This is a genomic window from Streptomyces sp. NPDC026659 (genome assembly GCF_040638245.1).
Classification (GTDB): domain Bacteria; phylum Actinomycetota; class Actinomycetes; order Streptomycetales; family Streptomycetaceae; genus Streptomyces.
The window spans coordinates 98,855-122,319 of record NZ_JBEZXY010000012.1; the positions used below are offsets into that span (position 1 = coordinate 98,855).

Below are 23,465 nucleotides of genomic sequence, written 5' to 3' on the forward strand. Positions count from 1 at the left end.
GAGCCGGGGCGATGTCGGCAGCGGAGGCGGGCGGCGGGGCGCAGGTGAAGTCCGCGGTGCGGACCGTGGAACTCCTTGAGTACTTCGCCGGGCGGCCCGGGATGCACTCCCTCGCGGACGTCCAGGAGGCCGTCGGCTACCCCAAGTCCAGTCTGTACATGCTGCTGCGCACGCTGGTGGAGCTGGGCTGGGTGGAGACGGACGCGACCGGCACCCGGTACGGCATCGGGGTGCGCGCGCTGCTGGTCGGCACCGCTTACATCGACGGCGACGAGGTGGTCGCGGCGGCCCGGCCCACCCTGGACCGCCTCGCCGACGACACCACCGAGACCATCCACCTGGCCCGGCTCGACGGCACCGACGTGGTCTACCTCGCCACCCGCCAGTCCCAGCACTATCTGCGCCCCTTCACCCGCGTCGGGCGCCGGCTGCCCGCGCACGCGACCTCGCTCGGCAAGGCGCTGCTCGCCACGCACACCGACGACCAGGTGCGGGCGCTGCTGCCGGAGGAGCTGCCCGCGCTCACCGCACACACGGTCACCGACCGCGAGAAGCTGATCGAGGAGCTGCACCGCATCCGCGAGCAGGGCTTCGCCGTGGACCGCGAGGAGAACACGCTCGGGCTGCGCTGCTTCGGGGTCGCGATCCCGTACCGCACCCCGGCCCGTGACGCCGTGAGCTGCTCGGTGCCGGTGGCGCGGCTGACGGACGCGCACGAGCAGACGATCAAGGACGCGCTGTTCGACGCGCGGGAGCGGCTGACGCTGGCGACGCGGCGGCTGTGAACGGGTCGTCCGCCCGGTGAACGGCTCGCACGCCTGGCGATCGTGCCCGTCTGAACGTTCCCTGAGAAACACAAACGGCCGGGAACGTTCCGCTCCGATCGCACGTCTGTCCGGTCGGGATGAACAAGACGATCAGACACGCGTCCGTCTTCGCACTGCTGCTCGTCCTGGGGCTGCTGCTCCGGGCGACCTGGGTGCAGTTCTACGAAGGCCAGGCGCTCGCGGACGACAACGACAACCGGCGCAACGCGATCGCGACGTACTCGCGCCCGCTCGGCGACATCGTCGTGGCCGGTAAGGCGGTCACAGGTTCGGCGCGCACCAAGGGCGACCTCGCCTACAAGCGCGCCTACAAGGACGGCGAGCTCTACGCCGCGGTGACCGGCTACGCCTCGCAGGCCTACGCCCCGACCCAGCTGGAGGGCGTCTACGCCGATCTGCTCAAGGGCACCGACAACCGGCTGACCACGATGATGGACACGGTCACCGGGCGCCGCGCCGACCCCGGTGACGTGGTCACCACCATCGACCCGGCGGTGCAGAAGGCGGGGTACGCGGCACTCGACGGGAAGAAGGGCGGCGCCGTCGCGATCGACCCGAAGACCGGGAAGATCCTCGCGATGGTCTCCACCCCGTCCTACGACCCGGGACAGCTGACCGACGCGAACACGGCCGGCTCGGCGTGGACCCGGCTCACCAAGGACCCGGACAAGCCGCTGACCAACCGTGCGATGCGCCAGCCGCTGCCGCCGGGCTCGACCTTCAAGCTGGTCGTGGCGGCCGCCGCGCTGGAGGACGGGCTGTACTCGGACGTGGACCAGCGCACCACGAGCCCCGAGCCGTACATCATGCCGGGCACGAGCCAGGAGCTGCCGAACGAGAGCGCCTCGGCGCCGTGCGAGAACGCCTCGATCCGGGTCGCGCTCCAGTACTCCTGCAACAACGTCTTCGGCAAGCTGGCCGTGGACCTCGGGCAGGACAAGGTGCGGGCGATGGCCGAGAAGTTCGGCTTCAACGACGAGAAGCTGGACGTGCCGGCGCGGGCGTACACCAGCGTGTACCCGTCGAAGATGGACAAGGCGCAGACCGCGCTCTCCGGGATCGGCCAGTTCGACGTGACCGCCACCCCGCTCCAGATGGCCATGGTGTCGGCCACCATGGCCAACGGCGGAGAGCTGGTGGCGCCCCATGTGGTGTCCCAGCTCACCGACGCCGACGGCGATGTGCTGAAGGACTTCGGTCGGGACGCCGGGTCGAAGCGGATCGTCAGCGCCCGTACGGCCGAGCAGCTGCGCTCCGCGATGGAGACGGTGGTACGCGACGGCACCGGCCGCAACGCCCTGATCGACGGCGTGACGGTCGGCGGCAAGACCGGTACCGCGCAGCACGGCGAGAACAACAGCGGTACGCCGTACGCCTGGTTCACCTCGTACGGGAAGTCGGACGCCACCGGCAAGGAGGTGGCCGTCGCGGTGATGGTCGAGCAGTCGGACGCGGCGCGGGGTGAGGTCAGCGGCAACGGGCTCGCGGCTCCGGTGGCGCGGGCGATGATGAAGGCGGCGCTGAAGTAGGCGCTCGCGAACCCGTGGGGGCGGTCGGTGCCGTGCACACCGGCCGCCCCCTCGCGCGTACGGCTCGGCTCACTTCACGCCGAGAAGCTGCTCCACCGGGTCGATCGCGAAGTACACCAGGAACAGCGCCGAGACCGCCCAGAGCAGCCAGTTGACCTCCCTGGCCTTGCCCACGACCGCCTTGATGACGACGTAGGCGAGGAAGCCCGCGCCGATGCCGTCGGTGATGGAGTAGGTGAAGGGCATCGCGGCGATGGTGAGGAACGCCGGGACGGCGATCTCGTAGTCGTCCCAGTCGATGTGCTTGACGTGGGTCATCATCAGGAAGCCCACCGCGATCAGCGCGGGCGCCGCCGCCTGGAGCGGGACGATGGTGAGCAGCGGGGTGAGGAAGAGCGCGAGGCCGAAGAGGCCGCCGGTGATCACGTTGGCGAAGCCGGTGCGGGCGCCCTCGCCGACCCCGGCGGCGGACTCGATGTAGGCGGTGTTGGAGGAGGCGGAGCCGACGCCGCCCGCGACGGCCGCGGCGCCGTCGATGAACAGCACCCGTCCGATGCCGGGCACCTTGCCCCGCTCGTCCAGGAGTCCGGCCTCGGCGCTGATGCCCACGATGGTGCCCATGGCGTCGAAGAAGTCGGACAGGACGAGGGTGAACACCAGCAGGACGGCGGTCAGTACGCCCGCCTCGGCGAAGCCGCCGAACAGGTCGAAGTGGCCGACGAGCCCGAAGTCCGGTGCGGCGACGACGCTGTCGGGGACCTTCGGGGTGGTCAGCCCCCAACTCTTCACATCGGCGACCGCGTTGACGACGATCGCGACGACGGTCATCGTGACGATGCTGATGAGGATCGCGCCCCTCACCTTGCGGGCGAGCAGGGCGATCGTGAGCAGGACGCCGACGCAGAAGACGAGCACGGGCCAGCCGGTGAGCCGGCCGGTGGCGCCGAGCTGTACGGGCACGGTGGTGTGGGCGACGTCGGGGATGCGGCTGACGAAGCCGGAGTCCACGAGTCCGATGAAGGCGATGAACAGGCCGATGCCGACGCCGATGGCCTGTTTGAGCTGCTGCGGGATCGCGTTCATGATCGCCTCGCGCAGTCCGGTGAGGACCAGGACGCAGATCACGACGCCCTCGATGACGACCAGGCCCATCGCGTCGGACCAGCTCATCAGCGGGGCGAGCTGGAAGGCGACGACGGCGTTGAGGCCGAGGCCCGCGGCGATGGCGAGCGGGAGGTTGCCGCCGACACCCATGATGATCGTCATCACGCAGGCCACCAGGGCGGTGGCGGTGGCGAGTTGACCGGTGTCGAGGGTGTGCCCGAACTTGTCCTTGGCGCTGCCGAGGATGATCGGGTTGAGCACGAGGATGTAGGCCATGGTGAAGAACGTGGCGACACCGCCGCGTATCTCCCGGCCGAAGTTCGATCCCCGCTCGGATATCCGGAAGTACCGGTCGACTCCGTTGCCGGCGGGGGGCGCGGCTCTGCCGGGCTGTGAATCCACCTTCTGCGTCTCGGACATGGGCGTACTCCTCGTCGCGCCGCCGTGGCGGGTGTGGGTGTGCGGATGCTGGCTGGATTGTTCCCCTGTTCCGCCTGTTTCAGGTTTTCCCCGTGTAACGGAATCGGACATGGGTCCGGCCCCGGCGGAAGGCCGGGGCCGGACGACAACTTCCCTACGTGTGTGCTGCGTTGGATCTCAGCTGACGAAGTACGTCGGGTTGGGCAGCTTGTAGGTGCGGTCGGCGTAGCCGCCGTCCAGGTCGGAGTACTGGTCGCCGAAGTTGGCGATGATGTCGTACCCGAGGTCCTGCTCGATGTGCTTGCGGGTACCGGACTTGTACTGCACGGTCGTGCAGGTCCAGGCACCCGGCGTGGCGCAACCCGACAGGTAGGCGGGCGGGTTGGCCTTGTCCTTGAGGAACATGTGGGCCGGGTCGAGGTTCACGTCGGCCCCGACCTTCTTCAGGTTCTCCACGGCACCGGCGCGCTGCGCCTCGCTGAGCCCGGAGTTGTAGAAGACGGCGACACCCTTGGACTCGGCGTACCGCACGAGGGCGGGGCTGCCGAAGACCTCGGGCCGGTCGGCACGATTGACGTAATCGTTCCAAGTGACCGGGTCGTACGTGTAGTTGTACCGCTTCTCGTAGTCGAGGCTCAGCAGCAGCGTGTCGTCGATGTCGAAGACGACGGCCGGCTTGTTCCCCCGGTGGTGCGTCTTGCGCGCCGCCTGGTCGATCCAGCGCTTGGCGTCGGCGTCGATCCGCGCCAGGTCCGTGGCGTACGGGCTGCTCGGCGACGCCTGGTACACCCCCTTGCTGTCGGCGGTCGTGCCGTAATAGGTGTCGATGTCCTTCACCAGAAGCCCGATGTTGTAGGGCTCGTGGGTGGAGTTCGCCGTCGACTGCCCGGCGGTGGCCGCACCGGCGCCGTACAGCAGTCCCCCGGCGAGCGCACAGGCGGCGGTGGCCGCCGCGATCCGCAGTGATTTATGCATGACAGGTTTTCTACGCGCGTCATCGCTGCGGCGGGGCGGACGTTGCACGATCGATATCAAGCCATGGCCCTCCGGGGGGCGCGGGACCGAACCGGACGAACTACCTCCGCCACTCCGGGTCACGCCCGCTCAGCCCCAGCGCCCGGTCGAGGAGCGGTGCGTCCTCCGGGATCCGCACGATCGGGCCGAAGAGGCCGGCCGGGCGGTCGGGGAGTTCGGCGGTCGCCTGGAGGAAGGTGTGGGCGGAGGACAGGGCGTCGGGGTCGGGAGTGTAGGGGAGGTCCAGGGCTCGGGAGAGGTCCCAGGCGTGGACGACCAGCTCGTCGGCGGCCACGGCGCCCGCGACCGCGCCGGGGAGGTCGACGCCGCCCGCGCGGGTGTCGCCGGTCCAGGCGGAGGGGTCGCGCCAGGCGTCGGCGAGGGCGTCCAGGGCCTTGGGCAGCTCCGTGCGCCAGTCCGGGGAGAGGACGGGCCTGGCCGTGGTGGGGGCGGTGTCGGTTCTTGGGCCGAAGTCCTTGAGGGCCGCCGAACGGAAGGCGACGGACAGGGCGTGCAGGTGGGCCAGCAGGTCGCCGACCATGTAGTCCGGGCACGGAGTGGGGGCCGTCAGCTGGTCGTCGGACACATGGTCGGCGAGTTGGGCCACGATCCGGGTCTGGGGGCCGAGGTCGGGCAGCGGGGCGGTCATGGCGGGGCTCCTCACACAGGGGGGGCACGGCGGGCGTCCGTGTACGGAGGTATGACCTGCCCGGGGGCGCGAACTCATCGGCGCCCTCCGGACAGCCCCCGGACAGCCCCCGAAATAGGGCATCCTCCCGATCCCCGACCCCCCTCCTCAGACCCACGATCGAGCGGCATGACGACTTTCTCGACCGTGCGGCGCGTGCTGCGGGACCGGTCCGCGGGGCTGTGTCTGGCGACCACGGTGGTCTCCGGGTTCGGCTCGTCCGCGCTGTGGCTGGCGTCGGGTGTGTGGGTGAAGGACATCACCGGGTCCGACGGGCTGGCGGCGCTGTGTGTGTTCGCCCTGTGGGCGCCCACCCTGGCCGGACCCGCGCTGGGCGCACTCGCCGACCGGATGCGCAGACGGCCCCTGATGATCACCACGAACCTGTTCCTGGCCGCCCTGCTGCTCCCCCTGATCACCGTCGACTCCCCCGCCCGCCTGTGGCTGCTGTTCGCGGTGCTGTTCCTGTACGGCGCCGCCGACGCCGTGCACGACGCCGCCGAGTCGGCGCTGGTCGGAGCCGCCGTGGACCCGGAGCTGCTCGGTGCCTTCAACGGGCTGCGCATGACCGCCAGGGAGGGCATGAAGCTGCTCGCGCCCCTGGCGGGCGCCGGTCTCTACACCGCCTACGGCGGCCCGGCCGTCGCCCTGCTCGACGCGGCCACCTTCGTGCTCGCCGCCGCGCTCTGCGCCCTGCTGCGGGTGCGGGAGGGGCACCCGGCCCGCGCCGCGCACCCGAAGGCCGCAGCCGAGGCCGAGGCCGGAATCGCCCTGGGGCTGCGCCACGTGTGGGGCCACCCCGCCCTCCGGCCGCTGGTCATGGCGGCCGGCACCACCATGTTGCTCGCCGCACTGAACGGCGCCACGGTGTACGCCGTCGTGGACCGCCTCGGTCGCGCCCCCGCCTACGCGGGCGTGCTCTACGCCGCCCAGGGCGTCGGTTCGGTGGTGATCGGCGTGGCCGCCGGTCCGCTGCTCGCCCGGCTCGGCGGACACCGGTTCGCGGCGGCCGGGATCGCCCTGACGGCGGTCGCGGTGGCGGCCCGCGTGGTGCCCTCCGCCCCGGTGGCGCTGGCGGCGGGCGCGGTGGCCGGTCTGGGACTGCCGTGCGCGCTGATCGCGGCGTTCACGGCCGTGCAGCGCGAGACGCCCGAGGACCTGCTGGGCCGCGCCTCGGCGGCCGCCAACACGCTGGTCTTCGCGCCCAACGTACTGGGCCTGGCCCTCGGCGCCGCCCTCGTCGAGACCGCCGGCCTCAGGCTGTTGCTGCCGCTCTACGCCCTCCCCCTGCTCGCGACGGCGGCCTTCCTCGCTCAGTGCCCCGACAGGGCCTCCCGCACCGCCGCGAGGTCGCCGTCCGACGCCAACCCGGCGTGATACAGCCGCAGTTCCGTCGCCCCGGCGTCCTGCGCACGGGCCGCGTCGGCCGCGAGGGTGCCCGGGCTGCCGCCCAGGCCGGAGACGACGGTGAGGTTGGCGGCCAGGACCGTGTCGAGTCCGGCCCGCGCGGCGAAGGGCGCCAGCGGCGCCATACCGCCCACACAGGGGACCACCACACCGTCCGCGACGGAGAGTATGTGGGCGGGGTCCACCCCGGCGTTGGCGCCGCAGTGGTACGACACGGGGTCCGCGTGCAGGAGCACCTGGAAGCCCTCGGGCGCGGCGGCGCGTACGGCCGCGACGGCGTCCTCCTGGAGCGTGCGGGCGGTGTGCTCGCGCCAGGCGAGCGTGGCGGCCGCCGTGTCCGCGCCGAGCAGCCGCTCCACGTCCCCCCACCCCCCGCCGTCCGGCGCCCCGCGCCACACCGGCTCCAGGGCGGTCCGTACGACGGCGGCCAGCTTGTCGGCGTCCAGGCCGTGTCCGCCGTACCCGTCCCGGCAGTCGGGGCAGAAGCACAGCGACATCAGATACTCGCCCGCGTCGCCCAGCACGACCCCGCCCGTCTTGTCGTGGGCGTGCAGATGCCGCAGCCCGTACCAGCCGAGGGACTCCAGTTCGGTGCCGTGCGCGCCGGGGCGTACGGCGGCCTCGGCGGCCAGGTCCACCAGGTAGGCGCGGACGGCGGGCTGGGCGATGCAGGGTGCCCAGGGGTAGCGGTCGCCATAGGCGTTGACGACCGACGTGTGCGGATGGTCCGCGCCCAGGCGGGAGTTGTGGGCGAGGACGACCCAGGTGTGCGTCTCCAGGCCCGCCGCCGCGAGCGCTCCCGCGGCCTCGCCCCAGGCGTCGCCGGGGGCCCAGTCGCCCGCCGGGTACGGGCGGAGTTCGCGGCCCGCCCACCGGCCCCCGGGCGGGTAGAGCACCGCCGCGTGCCCGGCGGTGACGATCCGGTGGCGCGGATGGCGCGGGGTGAGGGCGCGGGTGGAGTGGTAGGCGGCGGCGAGGGTCGCCTGCTCCACGCCGAGCCCGGCGATCCGGTCGGCCGCGCCGGGATCACCGGCCACGTCCCAGGGGTAGACGAACGCCGACGCCTTCACATGGTCCTCCTCCGGCGGCCCGACCCGGAGCAGCGTACGTATGTATCCCTGACCGGCGTCCAAGTCCATGAACAGCGGCACGCTACGGTCCCGCTCTCCGGCCGGTCAAGCACCCAACAAGCCACCCGTGCACGGGTGTTCCGCCCCGTGATGTCCTCTTGACCGGCCCCGGCGCCTCTCCTAGCTTGCCCATGCATGTGAATCATGTTCGCCCACACGACCGGCACCCCCGGCGGCAAGGAGACCGAGAATGCCCGCGCCCCGCACGATCCTGCTCACCGGCGCCGCCGGCGGACTCGGCACCCTCATGCGCTCCCTGCTGCCGCGGTACGGCTACACGCTGCGCCTGCTGGACGTCCGCCCCGTCGAGGGCGAGCCGGACGCGATCACCGCCGACCTCGCGGACCAGGAGGCCCTGCGCGAGGCGGTGCGCGGGGTGGACGGAATCCTCCACCTCGCGGGCATCTCCCTGGAGGCGCCCTTCGAGAAGATCCTCCGCGCGAACATCGAGGGCACCTACAACCTCTACGAGGCCGCCCGCCTCGAAGGCGTCCCCCGCGTGGTCTTCGCCTCCTCCAACCACGCCGTCGGCTACACCCCCGCGCCCCTGGACGGCGGCCACCCGATCCCCGCCGCCACCCCGCACCGCCCGGACACCTTCTACGGCCTGTCCAAGTGCTTCGGCGAGGACCTGGCCCAGCTCTACTGGGACAAGCACGGCCTGGAGACCGTCTCCGTGCGCATCGGCTCCTGCTTCCCGGAACCGACCACCGTGCGGATGCTGTCGATCTGGCTGAGCCCCGCCGACGCCGCCCGCCTCTTCCACGCGGCCCTGACCGCCGAGGGCGTCGGCCACACGGTCGTCTACGGCGGCTCGGCCAACACGCGCGCGTGGATGGACCTGAGCGGCGCGCGGGCGCTGGGCTACGAGCCGAGGGACGACTCCGAGCCGTACGCCGCCGACCTGATCGCCAAGGAGGGCGAGCTGGACCCGGCGAACCCGGCCCACCACCACCTGGGCGGCCCCTTCGTCACGGACCCGCCGATCTGGCCGTACTGAGGCCCGTACGGGAACCCGTACTGAAGCCCGTACGGAAACCGGAACGGCACCTCCTGCCGGAACCCGTACCCAAGCCCGTACGGCACCTCCTACGAAATCCGCAGGGAACCCCTGCGAAATCCCGCCGCGCCCTCCCCGGCGCGGCCGAAAACGATCCCTCGCGGCGGCGGGCGGGCACCAAACGGGCCCGCCCGCCGCCGTTTCGGGCACCTCCTAAGCCCGCTTTCATCTCCGTTCGGGCAGCCGCGCAGGTCCGGGGCGGGCATGGCACTGTGTGAACGGGCACACACGGGCAGGATCGGACTCCCAACAGACCTGGTCAGCGCCGCGCGACCGCTGTAGAACTCTCCCCAGGGCCCGAACGGGCATCTCAATGACGAGAGCGGGTGACTACATGGGCACCAACACGGCCGAAGAGCGCCAGCGCGCGATCGTGCGCGCGGCACGCGAGACCGGCGCCGTGGACGTCACCGCCCTCGCCGCCGAGCTGGGCGTGGCCAAGGAGACCATCCGGCGCGATCTGCGCGCGCTGGAGGACCACGGCCTGGTCCGCCGCACGCACGGAGGCGCCTACCCGGTGGAGAGCGCCGGCTTCGAGACGACGCTCGCCTTCCGTGCCACCAGCCACGTCCCCGAGAAACGCAGGATCGCGGCAGCCGCGGCCGAGCTGCTCGGGGACGCCGAATCGGTCTTCGTCGACGAGGGCTTCACCCCGCAGCTCATCGCCGAGGCCCTGCCGGCCGACCGGCAGCTGACCGTGGTCACCGCCTCCCTGCCGGTCGCGGGCGCCCTCGCGGAGGCCGAGAACGTCTCGGTCCTGCTGCTCGGCGGCCGCGTCCGAGCCGGCACGCTCGCCACGGTCGACCACTGGACGACCAAGATGCTGGCCGGGTTCGTCCTGGACCTCGCCTTCGTCGGCGCCAACGGCATCTCCCGCGAACACGGTCTGACCACGCCCGATCCCGCCGTGAGCGAGGTCAAGGCGCAGGCCATCCGGGCCTCGCGGCGCACGGTGTTCGCGGGCGTGCACACCAAGTTCGGGGCGGTCAGCTTCTGCCGGTTCGCCGATGTCGGCGCGGTGGACGCGATCGTCACGAGCACCCAGCTCCCGGCCGCCGAGGCCCACCGCTACTCACTCCTCGGGCCGCAGGTCATCAGGGTCTGACCGCAGCCCCGGAAGCACCTCCCCGGACGTACCGCACCCACATACCCGCACCACCCGGCCGTCCGCCGTACCCCCGGCGAGCCGCACGGCCGGTCCCGCCGCACCCCGGCACCCCCGCACCACCCGCAAAAACCCGTCACCGCACCACCCGCACCACCCGCATTCCGCTTACGGGACCGACAAGCGATCAGGAGCCCCCTGCCATGCCAACCCAGATCCGACGTACGCCTCGCGTCCTCCTCGCCGCCGCTGCCGCGGGAACGCTCGTCTCCCCCCTGCTCACCGGCTGCGCGGGCGCGGGCGGTGCCGGAGGCGGCGGGTCCGCCGCCCACTCCATCAACGTCCTGATGGTGAACAACCCGCAGATGGTGGAGCTGCAGAAGCTCACCGCCGCCAACTTCACCAAGAAGACCGGCATCAAGGTCAACTTCACGACGCTGCCGGAAAACGATGTCAGAGACAAGATCAGCCAGGACTTCGCCAACCAGGCGGGCCAGTACGACGTCGCCACCCTCAGCAACTACGAGATCCCGATCTACGCCAAGAACGACTGGCTCCACTCGGTCGACAGCTACGTCAAGAGCGACAAGACGTTCGACCAGCAGGACATCCTCACCCCGATGACGCAGGCGCTGACCGGCGCCGACGGCAAGCTCTACGGTGAGCCCTTCTACGGCGAGTCCTCCTTCCTGATGTACCGCAAGGACGTCCTGGCGAAGAAGAAGCTGACGATGCCGGCCCACCCGACCTGGCAGCAGGTGGCCGACATCGCCGCCAAGGCGGACGGCGCCGAGCCCGGCATGAAGGGCATCTGTCTGCGCGGCCTGCCCGGCTGGGGCGAGGTCATCGCCCCGCTGACCACGGTGGTCAACACCTTCGGCGGCACCTGGTTCGACAAGGACTGGAACGCCCGCCTGAACTCCCCCGAGTTCAAGAAGGCCACGCAGTTCTACGTCGACCTCGTGCGCAAGCACGGCGAGTCGGGAGCCGCGCAGTCCGGCTACGCCGAGTGCCTGAACAACATGACGCAGGGCAAGACCGCCATGTGGTACGACGCCACGGCGGGCGCGGGCTCACTGGAGGCGGCCGGCTCCCCGGTCAAGGGCAAGATCGGCTACGTGGCGGCCCCGGTCGACAAGACCAAGAGCTCCGGCTGGCTCTACACCTGGGCGTGGGGCATCCAGAAGGCGTCCAAGAACCCCGACGACGCCTGGAAGTTCATCTCCTGGGCGTCCGGCAAGGGCTACGAGAACCTGGTCGGCAACCAGGCCGGCTGGTCCAACGTGCCCGCCGGCAAGCGCGCTTCGACCTACTCGATCCCGCAGTACACCAAGGAGGCGGGCGCCTTCGCGGACGTCACCAAGGAGGCCATCGCGAGCGCCGAGCCGACGAACCCGGGCGTGCAGCCCCGGCCCGCGCCCGGCATCCAGTTCGTCGGCATCCCCGAGTTCACCGACCTGGGCACCAAGGTGGCCCAGGAGATCAGCTCCGCGATCGCGGGCCGTCAGTCGGTGGACAGCGCTCTGAAGAAGTCGCAGGCGTACGCCGAGACCGTCGGCAAGAAGTACCAGAAGTAAGAAGTACGAGGATCATGACCGTCACTACATCGGCCCCGGCCGCCGCCACCGCGCGGCCGGCGGTCCGGCGGCCCTCGGACCGCCTGCGCGCGTGGGCCACCCGCGCCCCGCTCCTGCCCGCTCTGGTCTTCATGATCGCGGTGACCCAGCTGCCCTTCGTGGCCACGCTGGTGATCTCGTTCTTCGACTGGAACGCCCTCTACCCGAAGGACCGCCGGTTCAGCGGGATCGACAACTACCGCCAGGTGCTGACCGACGCGGACCTGCGTCAGTCGGTGTGGGTGACCGTGCTGCTCACCGTCGCGGTGGTGCTGGCCAGCCTGGTCATCGGACTGGGTCTGGCGCTGCTGCTCGACCGTAAGTTCCCGGGCCGCGGTGCGGTGCGCACCCTGCTCATCGCGCCGTTCCTGGTGGTGCCCACGGCCGCCGCCCTGCTCTGGAAGCATGTGCTCTACAACCCGGAGTACGGACTGTTCAATGGGTTGCTGCACTATGTGGGCGGCCCACAGCCCGACTGGATCTCGAACACCCCGCTGCTCGCGGTCGAGGCCTCGCTGGTGTGGCAGTGGACGCCGTTCATGATGCTGATCCTGCTGGCCGGACTGCAGAGCCGGGACCAGCAGCAGATCGAGGCCGCCCGGGTGGACGGGGCGAGCGACTGGCAGATCTTCCGCCATCTCACGCTGCCGCACCTGCGCCGCTACCTGGAGCTCGGCGCCCTGCTCGGCTCCATCTACATCGTGCAGAACTTCGACGCGGTGTTCACGCTGACCTCCGGCGGTCTCGGCACCGCCAACCTGCCCTACACCGTGTACCAGACCTTCTACCAGGCGCACGAGAACGGCCTGGCCTCCGCTGCGGGCGTGCTCGTCGTCATCGGCTCCATCATCATCGCGACGTTCGCCCTGCGCGTGGTGTCGTCCCTGTTCCGCGAGGAGGTGTCGCGCGGATGAGCACCATGACCGCGAAGCGGCGCGGCGGCCTCGGGCTGGGCCTCGTGGCCTGGCTGGCCGGCATCGTCTTCTTCCTGCCCATCGCCTGGATGGCGCTGACGTCCTTCCACTCCGAGACGGACGCGGCGACCAACCCGCCGTCCTTCGCCGCCGCCCTCACCCTGGACGGCTACCGCGACTTCTTCGGCGCGAACGGCGGGGCGAGCCCGTGGCCCGCGCTGATCAACTCGGCGATGGCGTCGGTTCTCTCGACCCTCTTCGTGCTGCTGCTGGCCCTTCCGGCGGCGTACGCGCTGTCGATCCGGCCGGTGAAGAAGTGGACGGACGTCCTGTTCTTCTTCCTGTCGACCAAGATGCTGCCGGCCGTGGCGGGCCTGCTGCCGCTGTACCTGTTCGCGAAGAACACCGGTCTGCTGGACAACATCTGGCTCCTGGTCATCCTCTACACCTCCATGAACCTGCCGATCGCGGTGTGGATGATGCAGTCCTTCCTCGCCGAGGTGCCGGTCGCGATCATCGAGGCGGCGCGGGTGGACGGGGCGCCGCTGCCGATGATCCTGGCCCGCGTGGTGGCCCCGATCGCCCTTCCGGGCATCGCGGCGACGTCCCTGATCTGCTTCATCTTCAGCTGGAACGAGCTGCTGTTCGCCCGGGTCCTGACGGGCGTGGTCGCCGAGACCGCCCCCGTGTTCCTGACGAGCTTCATCACCAGTCAGGGCCTGTTCCTGGCCAAGGTGTGCGCCGCGTCGCTCGTCATCTCCCTGCCGGTGCTCGCCGCGGGGTTCGCCGCCCAGGACAAGCTGGTCCAGGGCCTGTCTCTTGGAGCCGTGAAATGAAGGCCGCCGTCATCGAGTCCGTGGGCCGCGCCGTCGTCATGGAGGTCCCCGACCCGACGCCCGGGCCCCGCGAGGTCGTCGTCGAGGTCGCGGCCTGCGGCCTGTGCGGCACCGATCTGCACATCCTCCAGGGCGAGTTCGCGCCCAAGCTGCCGATCATCCCCGGGCACGAGTTCGCGGGCGAGGTCGTCGGCATCGGCAGCCAGGTCACCGAGGTCGCGGTCGGCGACCGGGTGGCGGTCGACCCCTCCCTCTACTGCTACGAGTGCCGCTTCTGCCGCGACGGCCACAACAACATGTGCGAGCGCTGGGCCGCGATCGGCGTGACCACGGCGGGCGGCGCCGCCCAGTTCGCGGTGGCCCCGGTGGCCAACTGCGTGAAGCTGCCCGAGCACGTGCGCACCGAGGACGCGGCCCTGATCGAGCCGCTGTCCTGCGCGGTGCGCGGCTACGACATCCTCAACTCCCGTCTCGGCGCCCATGTCCTGATCTACGGCTCGGGCACCATGGGCCTGATGATGATGGAGCTGGCCAAGCGCACCGGCGCCTCCAGCGTGGACATCGTGGACATCAACCCGGCCCGTCTGGAGACCGCCAAGCTGCTCGGTGTCTCGGGCGCGGCGGCCAACGCGGACGAGCTGGACCGGCCGCAGGGCTGGGAGGTCGTGATCGACGCGACCGGCAACGCGGCGGCGATCCAGGACGGTCTGGGCCGGGTCGCGAAAGCGGGCACGTTCCTGCAGTTCGGCGTGGCCGACTACGCGACGCGGGTCACCATCGACCCGTACCGCATCTACAACCAGGAGATCACCATCACGGGCTCCATGGCCGTGCTGCACAGCTTCGAGCGGGCGGCGGAGCTGTTCGCGAACGGCGTGCTGAACCCCGAGGTGTTCATCAGCGACCGGATCGCGCTGGAGAACTACCCGCAGGCGCTGGACCAGTTCGCGGCGGGCGTCGGCCGCAAGATCGTCGTGGTGCCCTGACCGTCGTGGTGCCCTGACCGGGGCATCATCGCGGTGCCCCGGCCCGGGGCACCGCCACTGACCCTGCCTGACCCAGGGCCTTGTCCGGTGCCGTGACCCGAACGGGGGTCACGGCACCGGGTAAGGGAACGGCAAAGTCATGTCGTTCGTTCACCCGGCATGACCGCTATGACCCCTGGTTCGAACGTCCCGCTGCCGGCCGCCCGTGTCTCGGTGGACGTCGCCGCGCCCGTGCGGCTCGACGTGTCGGGACTGCTGCTCACCGCCGACGGCAAGGTGCGCTCCGACGCCGACTTCATCTTCTACAACCAGCCGTCGGGCCCCGGCGTGGCCTACCGCTCCGGCGGCGGCGGTGCGCCGGACGCGATCACGGTGGACACCGCCGCCGTGCCGCCGGACATCGAGAAGATCGTGGTGACCGCGAGCCCGGACGCGGCGGGCCAGACCTTCCAGGGCATCGAGCCGACGGCCACGATCCGCGACGCGGACGGCGGTGCCGTACTGGCCACTTTCACCCCGCCCAGCCTGGCCAGCGAGACCGCGCTGGTGATCGTGGAGATCTACCGCAGAAACGGCCAGTGGAAGGCCCGCGCGGTCGGCCAGGGCTATGCGAACGGCCTGGCGGGCATCGCCACGGACTTCGGCGTGACGGTGGAGGAACCGGCCCAGCCCGCCGCGACCCCCGCGCCCCAGCAGGCCGCGCCCTCCTCCCCGCAGGCCGCTCCCCCCATGCCCGCCGCTCCCCCGGCCCAGCCCGCCGCGCCCGCCCCTCCCGTCCCCGGCGCGGGCAAGATCAACCTGGACAAGGGCCGGGTCAGCCTCCGGAAGAACGAGACGGTGTCGCTGGTCAAGGGCGGCGCCCCACTGCTCTCCCGGGTCCAGATGGGCCTCGGCTGGGAGCCCGCCTACCGGAGCAGGGACATCGACCTGGACGCCTCGGTCATCGCCTACGGCCCGCAGCGCAACGCGGTCGACGCCTGCTACTTCGGCAAGCTGTCGATCCTGAACGGCGCGATCAAGCACTCCGGCGACAACCTCACCGGCGAGGGCGGCGGAGACGACGAGGTGATCACGGTCGACCTCGGCCGCATCCCCCCGGAGGTCACCGGCCTGGTCTTCACCGTCAACTCCTTCTCCGGCCAGAAGTTCACGGAGGTCGCCAAGGCGTACTGCCGCCTGATCGACCCGATGACCGGCGAGGAACTGGTCCGCTTCGACCTGACCTCCGCCGAACCCCAGACCGGCGTCCTCATGGCCAAGCTGATCCGCCAGTACTCCGGCGAGTGGGACATGACCGCCCTCGGCGACTTCGTGAAGGCCCGCACGGTGAAGAACATGGTGAAGCCGGGGGCGCAGGCCCTCTGACGGCCCGGTCGACTCCCGCACACTGAAACGCCGGTGGCCGGGCGCCCGTAGGCCCGGCCACCCGAGGGCTACGGCCGCAGCCCCTCCGTCAGCAACGCCAGGTACCGGCGGATCTCGCGCCCCTCGCCGTCCGCCAACTCCGAGGCGGTGGCGACTCCATGGGCCAGGCGGAGGAGGTCCACCGGGGAGAGGTCGGTGCGCAGGGTGCCCTCGGTCTGGGCGGCGGACACCAGGCGGGTCACCGCGCCCTTGACCACCGCGCCGCAGGTGGTCAGCGGGACCGAGGTGCCGTCGGTGACGGCCTTGCCCAGCAGGGACTTCATGCCGCGGACCTGGATCGAGGCGACGCAGAGTTCGTAGAGCCACTCCGCGAGGGCCTCGCCCGGGGGCAGACGTTCGGCGAGGGCGTCGGCGCGGTCGCCCAGCGCCTCGATCCGCTCCACGTACGCCGCCTCAAGGAGTGCCTGGCGGGTGGGGAAGTGCCGGTAGAGGGTACCGGAGCCGACCCCGGCGCGCTTGGCGATGTCGTCGAGGGAGGCGTTCTCCCCGTGCTCGGCGAAGGCCTCGGCCGCCACCTCCAGCAACCGCTCGTAGTTCCGCCGAGCGTCCGCACGCATGGGCCTGACCTGCGCCATCAACTCACTCCTTGCCAACCGGATCACCAGTCTCGGAGTGCCCGAGAAGCGATCTCGGCTCGATCCTCCCTTTCAACCAGCAGGTCAGGCAAGGAAGCCTCGTTCGACGGTTCGGGAACGGGTGCCGACTCGGCTCCTTCGAGAACGGCGGCCACCCGCGCCAACGCTTCACCCGCGCCCTGAGACGGTCACGTCTGCTCGTCGTCCTCCAGCTCTCCGGCGACGGCGGCCGGGCCGGGCTCAGTGTCGGGCTCAGTGGGGGCCGTGCTGATGCGCAGGCCCCCGTCCGCGCCGAACAACTCGATCAGCTGGGACAAGTGGGCTCGGGCCAGACTGCGACTGGGGGTCTCGTCGCCACTCATCCGCGCGCCTCCAGCTCCGCCCACACGACCTTGCCCCAGGGCCGCTCCTTCGTGCCCCAGTCGGCCGCCAGCTCCGCCACGAGAGCCAGGCCACGCCCGCCCTCCTCGTCGCCCTTGGGCGTGCACAGCTCGGGCAGCGCGCGGGAGAAGTCCGCGACGGCCACGCGGACCGTGCGCGGCGCGGTGCGCTCCACCATGACGCGGATGGACTCCCGCCGGGCGTGCCGCACGGCGTTGGCCACCAGCTCGGAGACGACCAGGGCGCCGTTCTCGGCCGTCCCGTGCAGCCCCCACGCCGCACAGGCCGTGCGCACCAGGCGCCGGGCGGTGGCGGCGCTCTTGGGGTCACGCGGAAGAGTCTGGCTGTAGCCAGGATGCCCGGTCGGACGGGATGTGGTGGTCATGATCACCGGCCACCCCCGTCCGGGGCGCTCCGGGGTCGGCACACGCAGGCAGCGGAGCATGGAAAAAGGCTCATGCTCTCAACCGTGACGACACCACTGCGACGGCTCAATGACAGTCTGTTAGGACGTCAGGTCGAAGTATCAAAAGTGGAGTTCAGAGCGGCAGCCCCACCAAGTCGGCAAGTTGACGGGTCTCGTCGGTGAGGGTGCGCCGCCGGGCGATCGTGTCGGCCAGCGTGTCACGGGCGTAGGGCTGCTCAGCGATCCACTCCGGTGCCTCGGCCGCCACTTCCCCCAGCACTTCCAGTGCGTGGCCGTGCTGATGCGTCATCGTGTACGCCTTCGCCACATCGAGCCGGTGGCGGTGATACTCGGAACCCTTGCCGCCCTTGAGCCGGGAGGCGATCTCCAGCACCTCGTCCGGCCTCTCCGTCACAACGCCCTGCTCGGCGGCCTTGTAGGCGACCGTGGCAGGCCCCCAGGTCGCGATGCGCACGTCACCGTGCCCCAGCGGGCCGGTGGCGACCGCCGCCGACCGGGCGAGGCGCAGCATGTCGGCGGCCTCCCCGCCCCGGTTGTCCCGGAGCGCTGCCGCCTGTCCCTGGATGAGCAGCCATCCCCAAGCCGCCAGCTCCTCGGCGGTCGCCCGGGAGAACCGGGGTTCAGTGTCGTCCGCCCACTTCACCGCCATGTCACGAGCAGCGTCGAACCGTCCTTGCCGCACGAGCAGCCACGTCCAGGTGGTGATGACGCTTGCGGCCCGGAGGCGATCCGGGGCTTCGTCCAGGGCTCGGCGCAACGCGGTCTCAGCGGCCGCGAATTGGCGGGCGCTGGTCAGAGTCGAGCCGGCGATCTGGAGAAGCTGAGCGCGGGCCGCCCGCACGGCTGGGCCGTCTCCAAGAGCTTCAGCGTCCCTCAGCAGCGGCACCAGAAGGTCCACGGTTTCACGCATCCGCTTGCCGAAGTGAGCTGCCCTGACGTCCTCCAGGCCGTCCAGAACGCCTCGGGTCGTCGGCTCCTCGTCGGGCTGTTCGGCGGGGCGCTCCACGGCACGCTGGAGGGCTTGCCAGGGCTCGGGCGCGGGGTGGGGCTCGGCAGGCATCCGCGTCACCAGCGCAGTGGTGGGGACCCGCAGAGCGTTGGCCAGTTTCCGGGCAGTCTCCATGCGCGTGTCAGTGACGACGCCCTGTTCGAGCTTGGTGATCAGTGAGTGGCTGACCTTGGAAGCTTGCGCCAGTTCACGCTGTGAAAGACCGCGCCGCTTGCGGATCTCGCGTAGCCGGTCCCCGAGGCCGTGTTCGTCGGACATGGGCCCTCCTTCGGTGGCTCACTTCCGACAGTACCCAGGCAGCGTGAATCTGTGGTAACAACCATCAGCCCGGCCTCCTTTCGGGTTGACCACCGCACGGCCAGACGCCCGAGCGTGACGAGACCGATGCGCAGCCCCCAACCGCGAAAGCTCCGCGCCTACCTGGGGTGCGGGCCGCCTCCCAACGCGTACGGGAGCCGCAGCCGCACCATGCTCATCGGCCTCGGCGTCGCCCTCGACGTCCCCGCCGCAACCTCAAAGCCCCTGCTGCGACCGCGCCTTGAACGCCGCCTTGCGGGCTTCCTTGGCCACCCGCTTGTCCGGGTGGAGCCGCCCCATCGCCTCCAGCACCTCGGGAGTGGCCGGGTGGTCCACCCGCCAGGCGGCGGCGAAGAAGCCGGTGTGCTGTGCGGCCAACCCCTCGACCAGGGCCTGGAGTTCCTCGGAGTTGCCCTCCGCCTGGAGCTGCGCGGCGATGGTGTCGACGGTCAGCCAGAACACCAGGTCCTCGGTGGGCGGGGGCACATCGGCCGCGCCGTGCTCGCTGAGCCACACCCGGGAGAGGCCGCCCAGCTCGGGGTCGTCCAGCACCTCGCGCAGCGCGGGTTCCGCCTCGGGGCCGACCAGGGACAGTGCCTGCTGGCAGTGCAGCCGCCGCAGCGGGGCCCCGGCGTCGGCGCCCCGGGCAGCGGCCAGCAACTCCCGCGCGGCGGAGAGCGGTTCGCGCTCGGCGAGCCACCGCTCGGTCTCGTCGCGCGCGGCCTGCGGCCCGAACATGGCGGTGCCGTCGAGCAGTACGTCCGCGCCCTTGTCCGCGAGGTCGCCGACGGCCGGCGCCTCGAACCCGGCCTCAAGGAGCCGGGCGCGCATCCCCCACACACCGAGCGGGGTGAGGCGGACCATGCCGTAGCGGGAGATGTCGTCTTCGTCCACGAACGCGGCGGGCTCGGTGTCGGCGTCGCCCATCAGCGCCTCGTCGACCGGCTCGTACTCCACCGCGCCGACCGGCTCAAGCAGCCGGAACTGGTCGTCAAGGCGCATCATCGCGTCGGAGACCTGCTCCAGGACGGCGTCGGTGGGCTCGTCCATGTCGCCGGGCACGATCACGGAGGCGGCGAGGGCGGGCAGCGGGACCGGGCTCTCGCCGGGGCCGTCCTCGCTGGCGGACAGGAGGTAGAGGTTGCCGAGGACGCCGTCGAGGAACTCCGCCTCGGCCTCGGGGTCCCAGTCGAGCGACGCGAAATCGATCTCGCCGCCCTCCTCCAGGGCGTCGACCAGACCGTCCAGGTCGGGCACGCTCGCGTCCTCAAGGACCGTCTCCAGGGCGGCCAGCCAGACCCCGAGCACGTCCTGCGGGGAGCCGCCCGTGAGCAGCGCGAGGGCGTCGCCGGGCGCCACGGTCCCGGTCTCCTCGTCGGTGATCCCGACCAGCCCGGCGTCCACCGCGACCCGCCAGGCCTCGGCGGCCTCGGCGGCGGCGTCCGCCCCGTCGAGCCCGAGCAGCGCGGCGGCGGCCGGCAGCTGCTCCTCGACCAGGCTGCCGCCCGTGTCCACGCGCGTCTCGGGACCCGCCCAGCGGGCGAGGCGGGCGGCGCGGGAGAGCAGGGGGGTGGACAGCGCGGCGTGCGCCAGCTCCGCTTCGGGGCGCAGCCGCACGGGCGGCAGGGGGGCGCTGTCTGACATCGGCTGGTTCTCCTCGGACCGTGAACGGGCTCGACCGCTCAGCCTAGACGGGTTTCGCCCCGTGCCCCCCGGTTCATCCGTCCGTCATCACCCGTCCATGGCCTGAACCTTGACAACTCCCGTCGCCAGGCAGGAGATTGACGCGCGTAGAAGTCGGGGGGACTCCTGTTCGCCCGGTCCTGCGCGCGTCACGGAGGGCCACCGGCCCGACACGCAACAGCATGTCCACCCTCGTTCCGGCGTTCTCGTACGTCCCCGGAGGCATCCCTTGCCGAGCAGGTCTTCCGCGCGTCTCGCCGCGCTCACCGTCGCCGCCGTGTGCAGCGCGACGTCCGTCGTCGTCCTCACCTCGCCCGCGCACGCGGACGCGGTGCGTATCCACGACATTCAGGGCACCACCCGTCTCTCGCCGTACGTCGGCCAGAAGGTCGCGGACGTGCCGGGCATCGTCACGGCCGTGCGGGACTACGGCTCGTCCAAGGGCTTCTGGCTCCAGGACCCGACGCCGGACGACAACCCGGCCACCAGTGAAGGCGTGTTCGTCTTCACCAGCTCCGCGCCGAAGGCCGCCGTCGGCGACTCGGTCACGGTGTCGGGCACGGTCTCGGAGTACGTGCCGGGCGGCACCGCCTCGGGCAACCAGTCGCTGACCGAGATCACCAAGCCGGTCGTCACCACGGTCTCCAGCGGCAACCCGGTCCCGGCCCCGGTCGTCATCGGCAAGCGCTCGGTGCCGGACAGCTACACCCCCGCCGGGGACGCGAACGGCTCCGTCAACAGCGCCCAGCTCGCCCCCTCGACGTACGCCCTGGACTACTACGAGTCCCTGGAGGGCATGAACGCCCAGGTCGCCGACACCCGTGTGGTCACCGGCACGGACCCCTACAGCGAACTGTGGGTCACCGTGAAGCCCGGCGAGCACCGCACCCCCCGGGGCGGCACGCTCTACGGCTCGTACGACGCGCAGAACACCGGCCGTCTCCAGATCCAGTCGCTCGGCGCGACCGCCGACTTCCCGCAGGCGAACGTCGGCGACACCCTTCAGGGCGCCACGACCGGCCCGCTGGACTTCAACCAGTTCGGCGGCTACACCCTCGTCGCGAGCAGCCTCGGCACGCTCAGGAGCGGCGGGCTGGAGCGGGAGACGACGCGCGCGCAGTCCGCGCGGCAGCTCGCGGTGGCGACGTACAACGTCGAGAACCTGGACCCCTCCGACAACACCTTCGCGCAGCACGCGTCCGCGATCGTGAACAACCTGCGTTCGCCCGACGTCGTGTCTCTGGAGGAGATCCAGGACGACAACGGCGCCACCGACAACGGCACGGTGTCGGCGGGCGTGACCGTGAACAAGCTGATCGACGCGATCGTGGCGGCGGGCGGCCCGCGCTACGACTGGCGCTCGATCGACCCGGCCAACGACCAGGACGGCGGCGAGCCCGGCGGCAACATCCGCCAGGTGTTCCTGTTCAACCCGGAGCGGGTGTCCTTCGTGGACCGCGCGGGCGGCGACTCCACGACCGCCGTCGGTGTCACCAAGGACCACGGCAAGGCGCACCTGACCGCCTCGCCCGGCCGGATCGCCCCGGACGACACGGCCTGGAAGGCGAGCCGCAAGCCGCTGGCGGGCGAGTTCGTCTTCCGCGGCAAGACGGTCTTCGTGATCGCCAACCACCTCAACTCCAAGGGCGGCGACCAGGCGCTGACCGCGCAGTACCAGCCGCCGACCCGTAGCTCGGAGACGCAGCGGCACGCTCAGGCGACCCTGGTGAACGCGTTCGTCAAGGACATCCTGTCCGTCCAGAAGGACGCGAACGTCATCGCGCTCGGCGACATGAACGACTTCGAGTTCTCCGACACCGCCAAGATCCTGGAGGGCCGCGGCGATCTCTGGTCGGCGATCAAGTCGCTGCCCAAGAAGGAGCGTTACACCTACGACTACCAGGGCAACGCGCAGGTCCTGGACCAGATCCTGATCAGCCCGGAGATCAGGCGGAACGGTTCCTTCGCGTACGACAGCGTGCACATCAACTCGGAGTTCCACGACCAGATCAGCGACCACGACCCGCAGGTGCTGCGCTTCCGCCCGTAACCCTTCAGAGCTGCTTAGCGATATCTCGCAGCAAATTTAAGTGGAGCTGTACGGTCGAGGGTGCCGAGACTACGTCCATGACACCTCGCACCGCACCCTTCGGCCGTACGCTCTGCGCGATGGTCACCCCGTTCACACCGGCCGGCACGCTCGACGTGGACGGGGCGGCCCGCCTCGCCGCCCATCTGGTGGCCGAGGGCTGTGACGGCCTGGTCCTGAACGGCACCACGGGCGAGTCGCCCACGACGACGGACGCGGAGAAGGCCGAGCTGATCGCGGCGGTCCGCGCGGCGGTGGGCCCCGGGGTCTCCCTGGTGGCCGGTGTCGGCACGGCGGACACGCGCCACACCGTCGAACTGACCCGCGCGGCCGAAAAGGCGGGCGCCGACGGCGCGTTGGTGGTCACGCCGTACTACAGCAAGCCCCCGCAGGAGTCGCTGGAGGCGCACTTCCGCCAGGTCGCGGACGCGAGCGGCCTGCCGGTCATGCTCTACGACATCCCCGGCCGCACCGGCACCCGCATCGAGCCGGAGACGATGATCCGCCTCGCCGGACACCCCGGGATCGTCGCCGTCAAGGACTGCTCCTACGACTTCCTCGGCACCCAAAAGATGCTTGCCGCAACCGACTTGGCCTACTACGCGGGCTGCGACGAGCACATCCTCGCGCTGTACGCGGTGGGCGCGGCGGGCTGCGTGAGCACCGTCGCGAACGCCGTCCCGCGCCAAGTCGCCGCCATCCTGGACGCGTTCGACGCGGGCGACACGGCCAGCGCCACCGAACTCCAGCTGCGGGCCATGCCGTTGATCGAGGCGATGATGGCCGCGGGTCTCCCCGGCACCGTCACGGCCAAGGCCCTGCTGGACCGGCTCGGCCTCCCGGCGGGACCGGTACGGGCACCGCTGCTGCCCGTCGGCCGGGAGAGGGCCGACGAACTGCTGCGGTGCCACGCGGAGTTGACCGGGAGCCGTTGAACAGGCAG

At 71.1% G+C, this 23,465-nt stretch carries 21 protein-coding genes; 12 read left to right on the top strand and 9 right to left on the bottom strand.

The features are described from left to right. The first annotated feature begins 11 nt into the window (after positions 1–11). Positions 12–785 (top strand): IclR family transcriptional regulator, encoded by a 774-nt coding sequence (locus AB0E91_RS27215; protein ID WP_361787202.1) that lies wholly within the window; start codon positions 12–14, stop codon positions 783–785. A 119-nt stretch (positions 786–904) separates the two neighbouring features. After that, positions 905–2,356: a penicillin-binding transpeptidase domain-containing protein gene (locus tag AB0E91_RS27220; RefSeq protein WP_361787205.1), complete on the top strand. Its 1,452-nt coding sequence runs from the start codon at positions 905–907 to the stop codon at positions 2,354–2,356. 69 nt (positions 2,357–2,425) lie between these two features. Here AB0E91_RS27220 and AB0E91_RS27225 read toward each other — a convergent pair whose 3' ends face one another. The 3 genes from AB0E91_RS27225 to AB0E91_RS27235 all read right to left on the bottom strand — a co-directional run bounded on the left by AB0E91_RS27225 (position 2,426) and on the right by AB0E91_RS27235 (position 5,543). Continuing rightward, on the bottom strand, positions 2,426–3,880 hold the full coding sequence (locus AB0E91_RS27225) for an NCS2 family permease (protein ID WP_361787208.1): 1,455 nt from the start codon (positions 3,878–3,880) through the stop codon (positions 2,426–2,428). 177 nt (positions 3,881–4,057) lie between these two features. Further along, a complete protein-coding gene (locus tag AB0E91_RS27230) occupies positions 4,058–4,855 on the bottom strand; it encodes an HAD family acid phosphatase (RefSeq protein ID WP_361787211.1) in 798 nt (265 codons plus the stop codon). A 100-nt stretch (positions 4,856–4,955) separates the two neighbouring features. Continuing rightward, on the bottom strand, positions 4,956–5,543 hold the full coding sequence (locus AB0E91_RS27235; RefSeq protein ID WP_361787214.1) for a TIGR03086 family metal-binding protein: 588 nt from the start codon (positions 5,541–5,543) through the stop codon (positions 4,956–4,958). Between the two features lie 168 nt (positions 5,544–5,711). Here AB0E91_RS27235 and AB0E91_RS27240 point away from each other — a divergent pair, with 168 nt between their 5' ends. After that, on the top strand, positions 5,712–6,959 hold the full coding sequence (locus AB0E91_RS27240) for an MFS transporter (protein WP_361787217.1): 1,248 nt from the start codon (positions 5,712–5,714) through the stop codon (positions 6,957–6,959). Here AB0E91_RS27240 and AB0E91_RS27245 read toward each other — a convergent pair. Beyond that, on the bottom strand, positions 6,896–8,059 hold the full coding sequence (locus tag AB0E91_RS27245; RefSeq protein WP_361787470.1) for a hypothetical protein: 1,164 nt from the start codon (positions 8,057–8,059) through the stop codon (positions 6,896–6,898). The genes AB0E91_RS27240 and AB0E91_RS27245 overlap by 64 nt on opposite strands. Positions 8,060–8,309: 250 nt before the next feature. Here AB0E91_RS27245 and AB0E91_RS27250 point away from each other — a divergent pair, with 250 nt between their 5' ends. The 7 genes from AB0E91_RS27250 (at position 8,310) to AB0E91_RS27280 (ending at position 16,001) form a co-directional block, all read left to right on the top strand. Next, positions 8,310–9,119, top strand: a complete 810-nt coding sequence (locus AB0E91_RS27250) for an NAD(P)-dependent oxidoreductase (protein ID WP_361787220.1) — start codon at positions 8,310–8,312, stop codon at positions 9,117–9,119. A gap of 394 nt (positions 9,120–9,513) precedes the next feature. Next, positions 9,514–10,284: a DeoR/GlpR family DNA-binding transcription regulator gene (locus tag AB0E91_RS27255; RefSeq protein ID WP_361787223.1), complete on the top strand. Its 771-nt coding sequence runs from the start codon at positions 9,514–9,516 to the stop codon at positions 10,282–10,284. A gap of 203 nt (positions 10,285–10,487) precedes the next feature. Next, on the top strand, positions 10,488–11,861 hold the full coding sequence (locus AB0E91_RS27260) for a sugar ABC transporter substrate-binding protein (protein ID WP_361787226.1): 1,374 nt from the start codon (positions 10,488–10,490) through the stop codon (positions 11,859–11,861). Positions 11,862–11,875: 14 nt separating this feature from the next. After that, positions 11,876–12,814 (top strand): sugar ABC transporter permease, encoded by a 939-nt coding sequence (locus AB0E91_RS27265; protein WP_361787229.1) that lies wholly within the window; start codon positions 11,876–11,878, stop codon positions 12,812–12,814. Continuing rightward, positions 12,811–13,650, top strand: a complete 840-nt coding sequence (locus AB0E91_RS27270; protein WP_361787232.1) for a carbohydrate ABC transporter permease — start codon at positions 12,811–12,813, stop codon at positions 13,648–13,650. Before AB0E91_RS27265 ends, AB0E91_RS27270 begins: the two co-directional genes overlap by 4 nt. Then, positions 13,647–14,636: a zinc-dependent alcohol dehydrogenase family protein gene (locus AB0E91_RS27275; RefSeq protein ID WP_161182287.1), complete on the top strand. Its 990-nt coding sequence runs from the start codon at positions 13,647–13,649 to the stop codon at positions 14,634–14,636. The genes AB0E91_RS27270 and AB0E91_RS27275 overlap by 4 nt, the downstream gene beginning before the upstream one ends. 168 nt (positions 14,637–14,804) lie before the next feature. Continuing rightward, the gene (locus AB0E91_RS27280; RefSeq protein ID WP_361787472.1) at positions 14,805–16,001 is read left to right on the top strand and encodes a TerD family protein; all 1,197 of its coding nucleotides are present in this window, start codon (positions 14,805–14,807) and stop codon (positions 15,999–16,001) included. A 68-nt stretch (positions 16,002–16,069) separates the two neighbouring features. On the opposite strand, the gene AB0E91_RS27285 is transcribed toward AB0E91_RS27280, so the two are convergent. From AB0E91_RS27285 to AB0E91_RS27305, 5 genes are all read right to left on the bottom strand, one after another. Next, the gene (locus tag AB0E91_RS27285; protein ID WP_361787236.1) at positions 16,070–16,636 is read right to left on the bottom strand and encodes a helix-turn-helix domain-containing protein; all 567 of its coding nucleotides are present in this window, start codon (positions 16,634–16,636) and stop codon (positions 16,070–16,072) included. A 188-nt stretch (positions 16,637–16,824) separates the two neighbouring features. Further along, on the bottom strand, positions 16,825–16,998 hold the full coding sequence (locus AB0E91_RS27290) for a hypothetical protein (RefSeq protein ID WP_361787239.1): 174 nt from the start codon (positions 16,996–16,998) through the stop codon (positions 16,825–16,827). Then, positions 16,995–17,402 (bottom strand): ATP-binding protein, encoded by a 408-nt coding sequence (locus tag AB0E91_RS27295; RefSeq protein ID WP_361787242.1) that lies wholly within the window; start codon positions 17,400–17,402, stop codon positions 16,995–16,997. The genes AB0E91_RS27290 and AB0E91_RS27295 overlap by 4 nt, the downstream gene beginning before the upstream one ends. Before the next feature lie 154 nt (positions 17,403–17,556). Further along, complete coding sequence (locus AB0E91_RS27300; RefSeq protein ID WP_361787245.1) at positions 17,557–18,711, bottom strand: helix-turn-helix transcriptional regulator; 1,155 nt, start codon at positions 18,709–18,711, stop codon at positions 17,557–17,559. Positions 18,712–18,966: 255 nt separating this feature from the next. Further along, on the bottom strand, positions 18,967–20,394 hold the full coding sequence (locus AB0E91_RS27305; RefSeq protein WP_361787248.1) for a hypothetical protein: 1,428 nt from the start codon (positions 20,392–20,394) through the stop codon (positions 18,967–18,969). A gap of 268 nt (positions 20,395–20,662) precedes the next feature. Between AB0E91_RS27305 and AB0E91_RS27310 the strand changes: the two genes are divergently transcribed. Together AB0E91_RS27310 and dapA are read left to right on the top strand one after the other, a co-directional pair. Next, a complete protein-coding gene (locus tag AB0E91_RS27310) occupies positions 20,663–22,483 on the top strand; it encodes an endonuclease/exonuclease/phosphatase family protein (protein ID WP_361787251.1) in 1,821 nt (606 codons plus the stop codon). A 77-nt stretch (positions 22,484–22,560) separates the two neighbouring features. After that, positions 22,561–23,457, top strand: a complete 897-nt coding sequence (gene dapA / locus AB0E91_RS27315; protein ID WP_361787254.1) for a 4-hydroxy-tetrahydrodipicolinate synthase — start codon at positions 22,561–22,563, stop codon at positions 23,455–23,457. Positions 23,458–23,465 lie beyond the last annotated feature (8 nt).

Bases quoted from the DNA above. Each gene is read 5' to 3' on its own strand.
- AB0E91_RS27275 (WP_161182287.1), top strand. From the start codon at position 13,647: ATGAAGGCCGCCGTCATCGAGTCCGTGGGCCGCGCCGTCGTCATGGAG.
- AB0E91_RS27285 (WP_361787236.1), bottom strand. From the start codon at position 16,636: ATGGCGCAGGTCAGGCCCATGCGTGCGGACGCTCGGCGGAACTACGAG.
- AB0E91_RS27300 (WP_361787245.1), bottom strand. From the start codon at position 18,711: ATGTCCGACGAACACGGCCTCGGGGACCGGCTACGCGAGATCCGCAAG.
- AB0E91_RS27230 (WP_361787211.1), bottom strand. From the start codon at position 4,855: ATGCATAAATCACTGCGGATCGCGGCGGCCACCGCCGCCTGTGCGCTC.
- AB0E91_RS27260 (WP_361787226.1), top strand. From the start codon at position 10,488: ATGCCAACCCAGATCCGACGTACGCCTCGCGTCCTCCTCGCCGCCGCT.
- AB0E91_RS27225 (WP_361787208.1), bottom strand. From the start codon at position 3,880: ATGTCCGAGACGCAGAAGGTGGATTCACAGCCCGGCAGAGCCGCGCCC.
- AB0E91_RS27250 (WP_361787220.1), top strand. From the start codon at position 8,310: ATGCCCGCGCCCCGCACGATCCTGCTCACCGGCGCCGCCGGCGGACTC.
- AB0E91_RS27270 (WP_361787232.1), top strand. From the start codon at position 12,811: ATGAGCACCATGACCGCGAAGCGGCGCGGCGGCCTCGGGCTGGGCCTC.
- AB0E91_RS27240 (WP_361787217.1), top strand. From the start codon at position 5,712: ATGACGACTTTCTCGACCGTGCGGCGCGTGCTGCGGGACCGGTCCGCG.
- AB0E91_RS27255 (WP_361787223.1), top strand. From the start codon at position 9,514: ATGGGCACCAACACGGCCGAAGAGCGCCAGCGCGCGATCGTGCGCGCG.
- AB0E91_RS27265 (WP_361787229.1), top strand. From the start codon at position 11,876: ATGACCGTCACTACATCGGCCCCGGCCGCCGCCACCGCGCGGCCGGCG.
- dapA (WP_361787254.1), top strand. From the start codon at position 22,561: ATGACACCTCGCACCGCACCCTTCGGCCGTACGCTCTGCGCGATGGTC.
- AB0E91_RS27215 (WP_361787202.1), top strand. From the start codon at position 12: ATGTCGGCAGCGGAGGCGGGCGGCGGGGCGCAGGTGAAGTCCGCGGTG.
- AB0E91_RS27220 (WP_361787205.1), top strand. From the start codon at position 905: ATGAACAAGACGATCAGACACGCGTCCGTCTTCGCACTGCTGCTCGTC.
- AB0E91_RS27295 (WP_361787242.1), bottom strand. From the start codon at position 17,402: ATGACCACCACATCCCGTCCGACCGGGCATCCTGGCTACAGCCAGACT.
- AB0E91_RS27305 (WP_361787248.1), bottom strand. From the start codon at position 20,394: ATGTCAGACAGCGCCCCCCTGCCGCCCGTGCGGCTGCGCCCCGAAGCG.
- AB0E91_RS27280 (WP_361787472.1), top strand. From the start codon at position 14,805: ATGACCCCTGGTTCGAACGTCCCGCTGCCGGCCGCCCGTGTCTCGGTG.
- AB0E91_RS27290 (WP_361787239.1), bottom strand. From the start codon at position 16,998: ATGAGTGGCGACGAGACCCCCAGTCGCAGTCTGGCCCGAGCCCACTTG.
- AB0E91_RS27235 (WP_361787214.1), bottom strand. From the start codon at position 5,543: ATGACCGCCCCGCTGCCCGACCTCGGCCCCCAGACCCGGATCGTGGCC.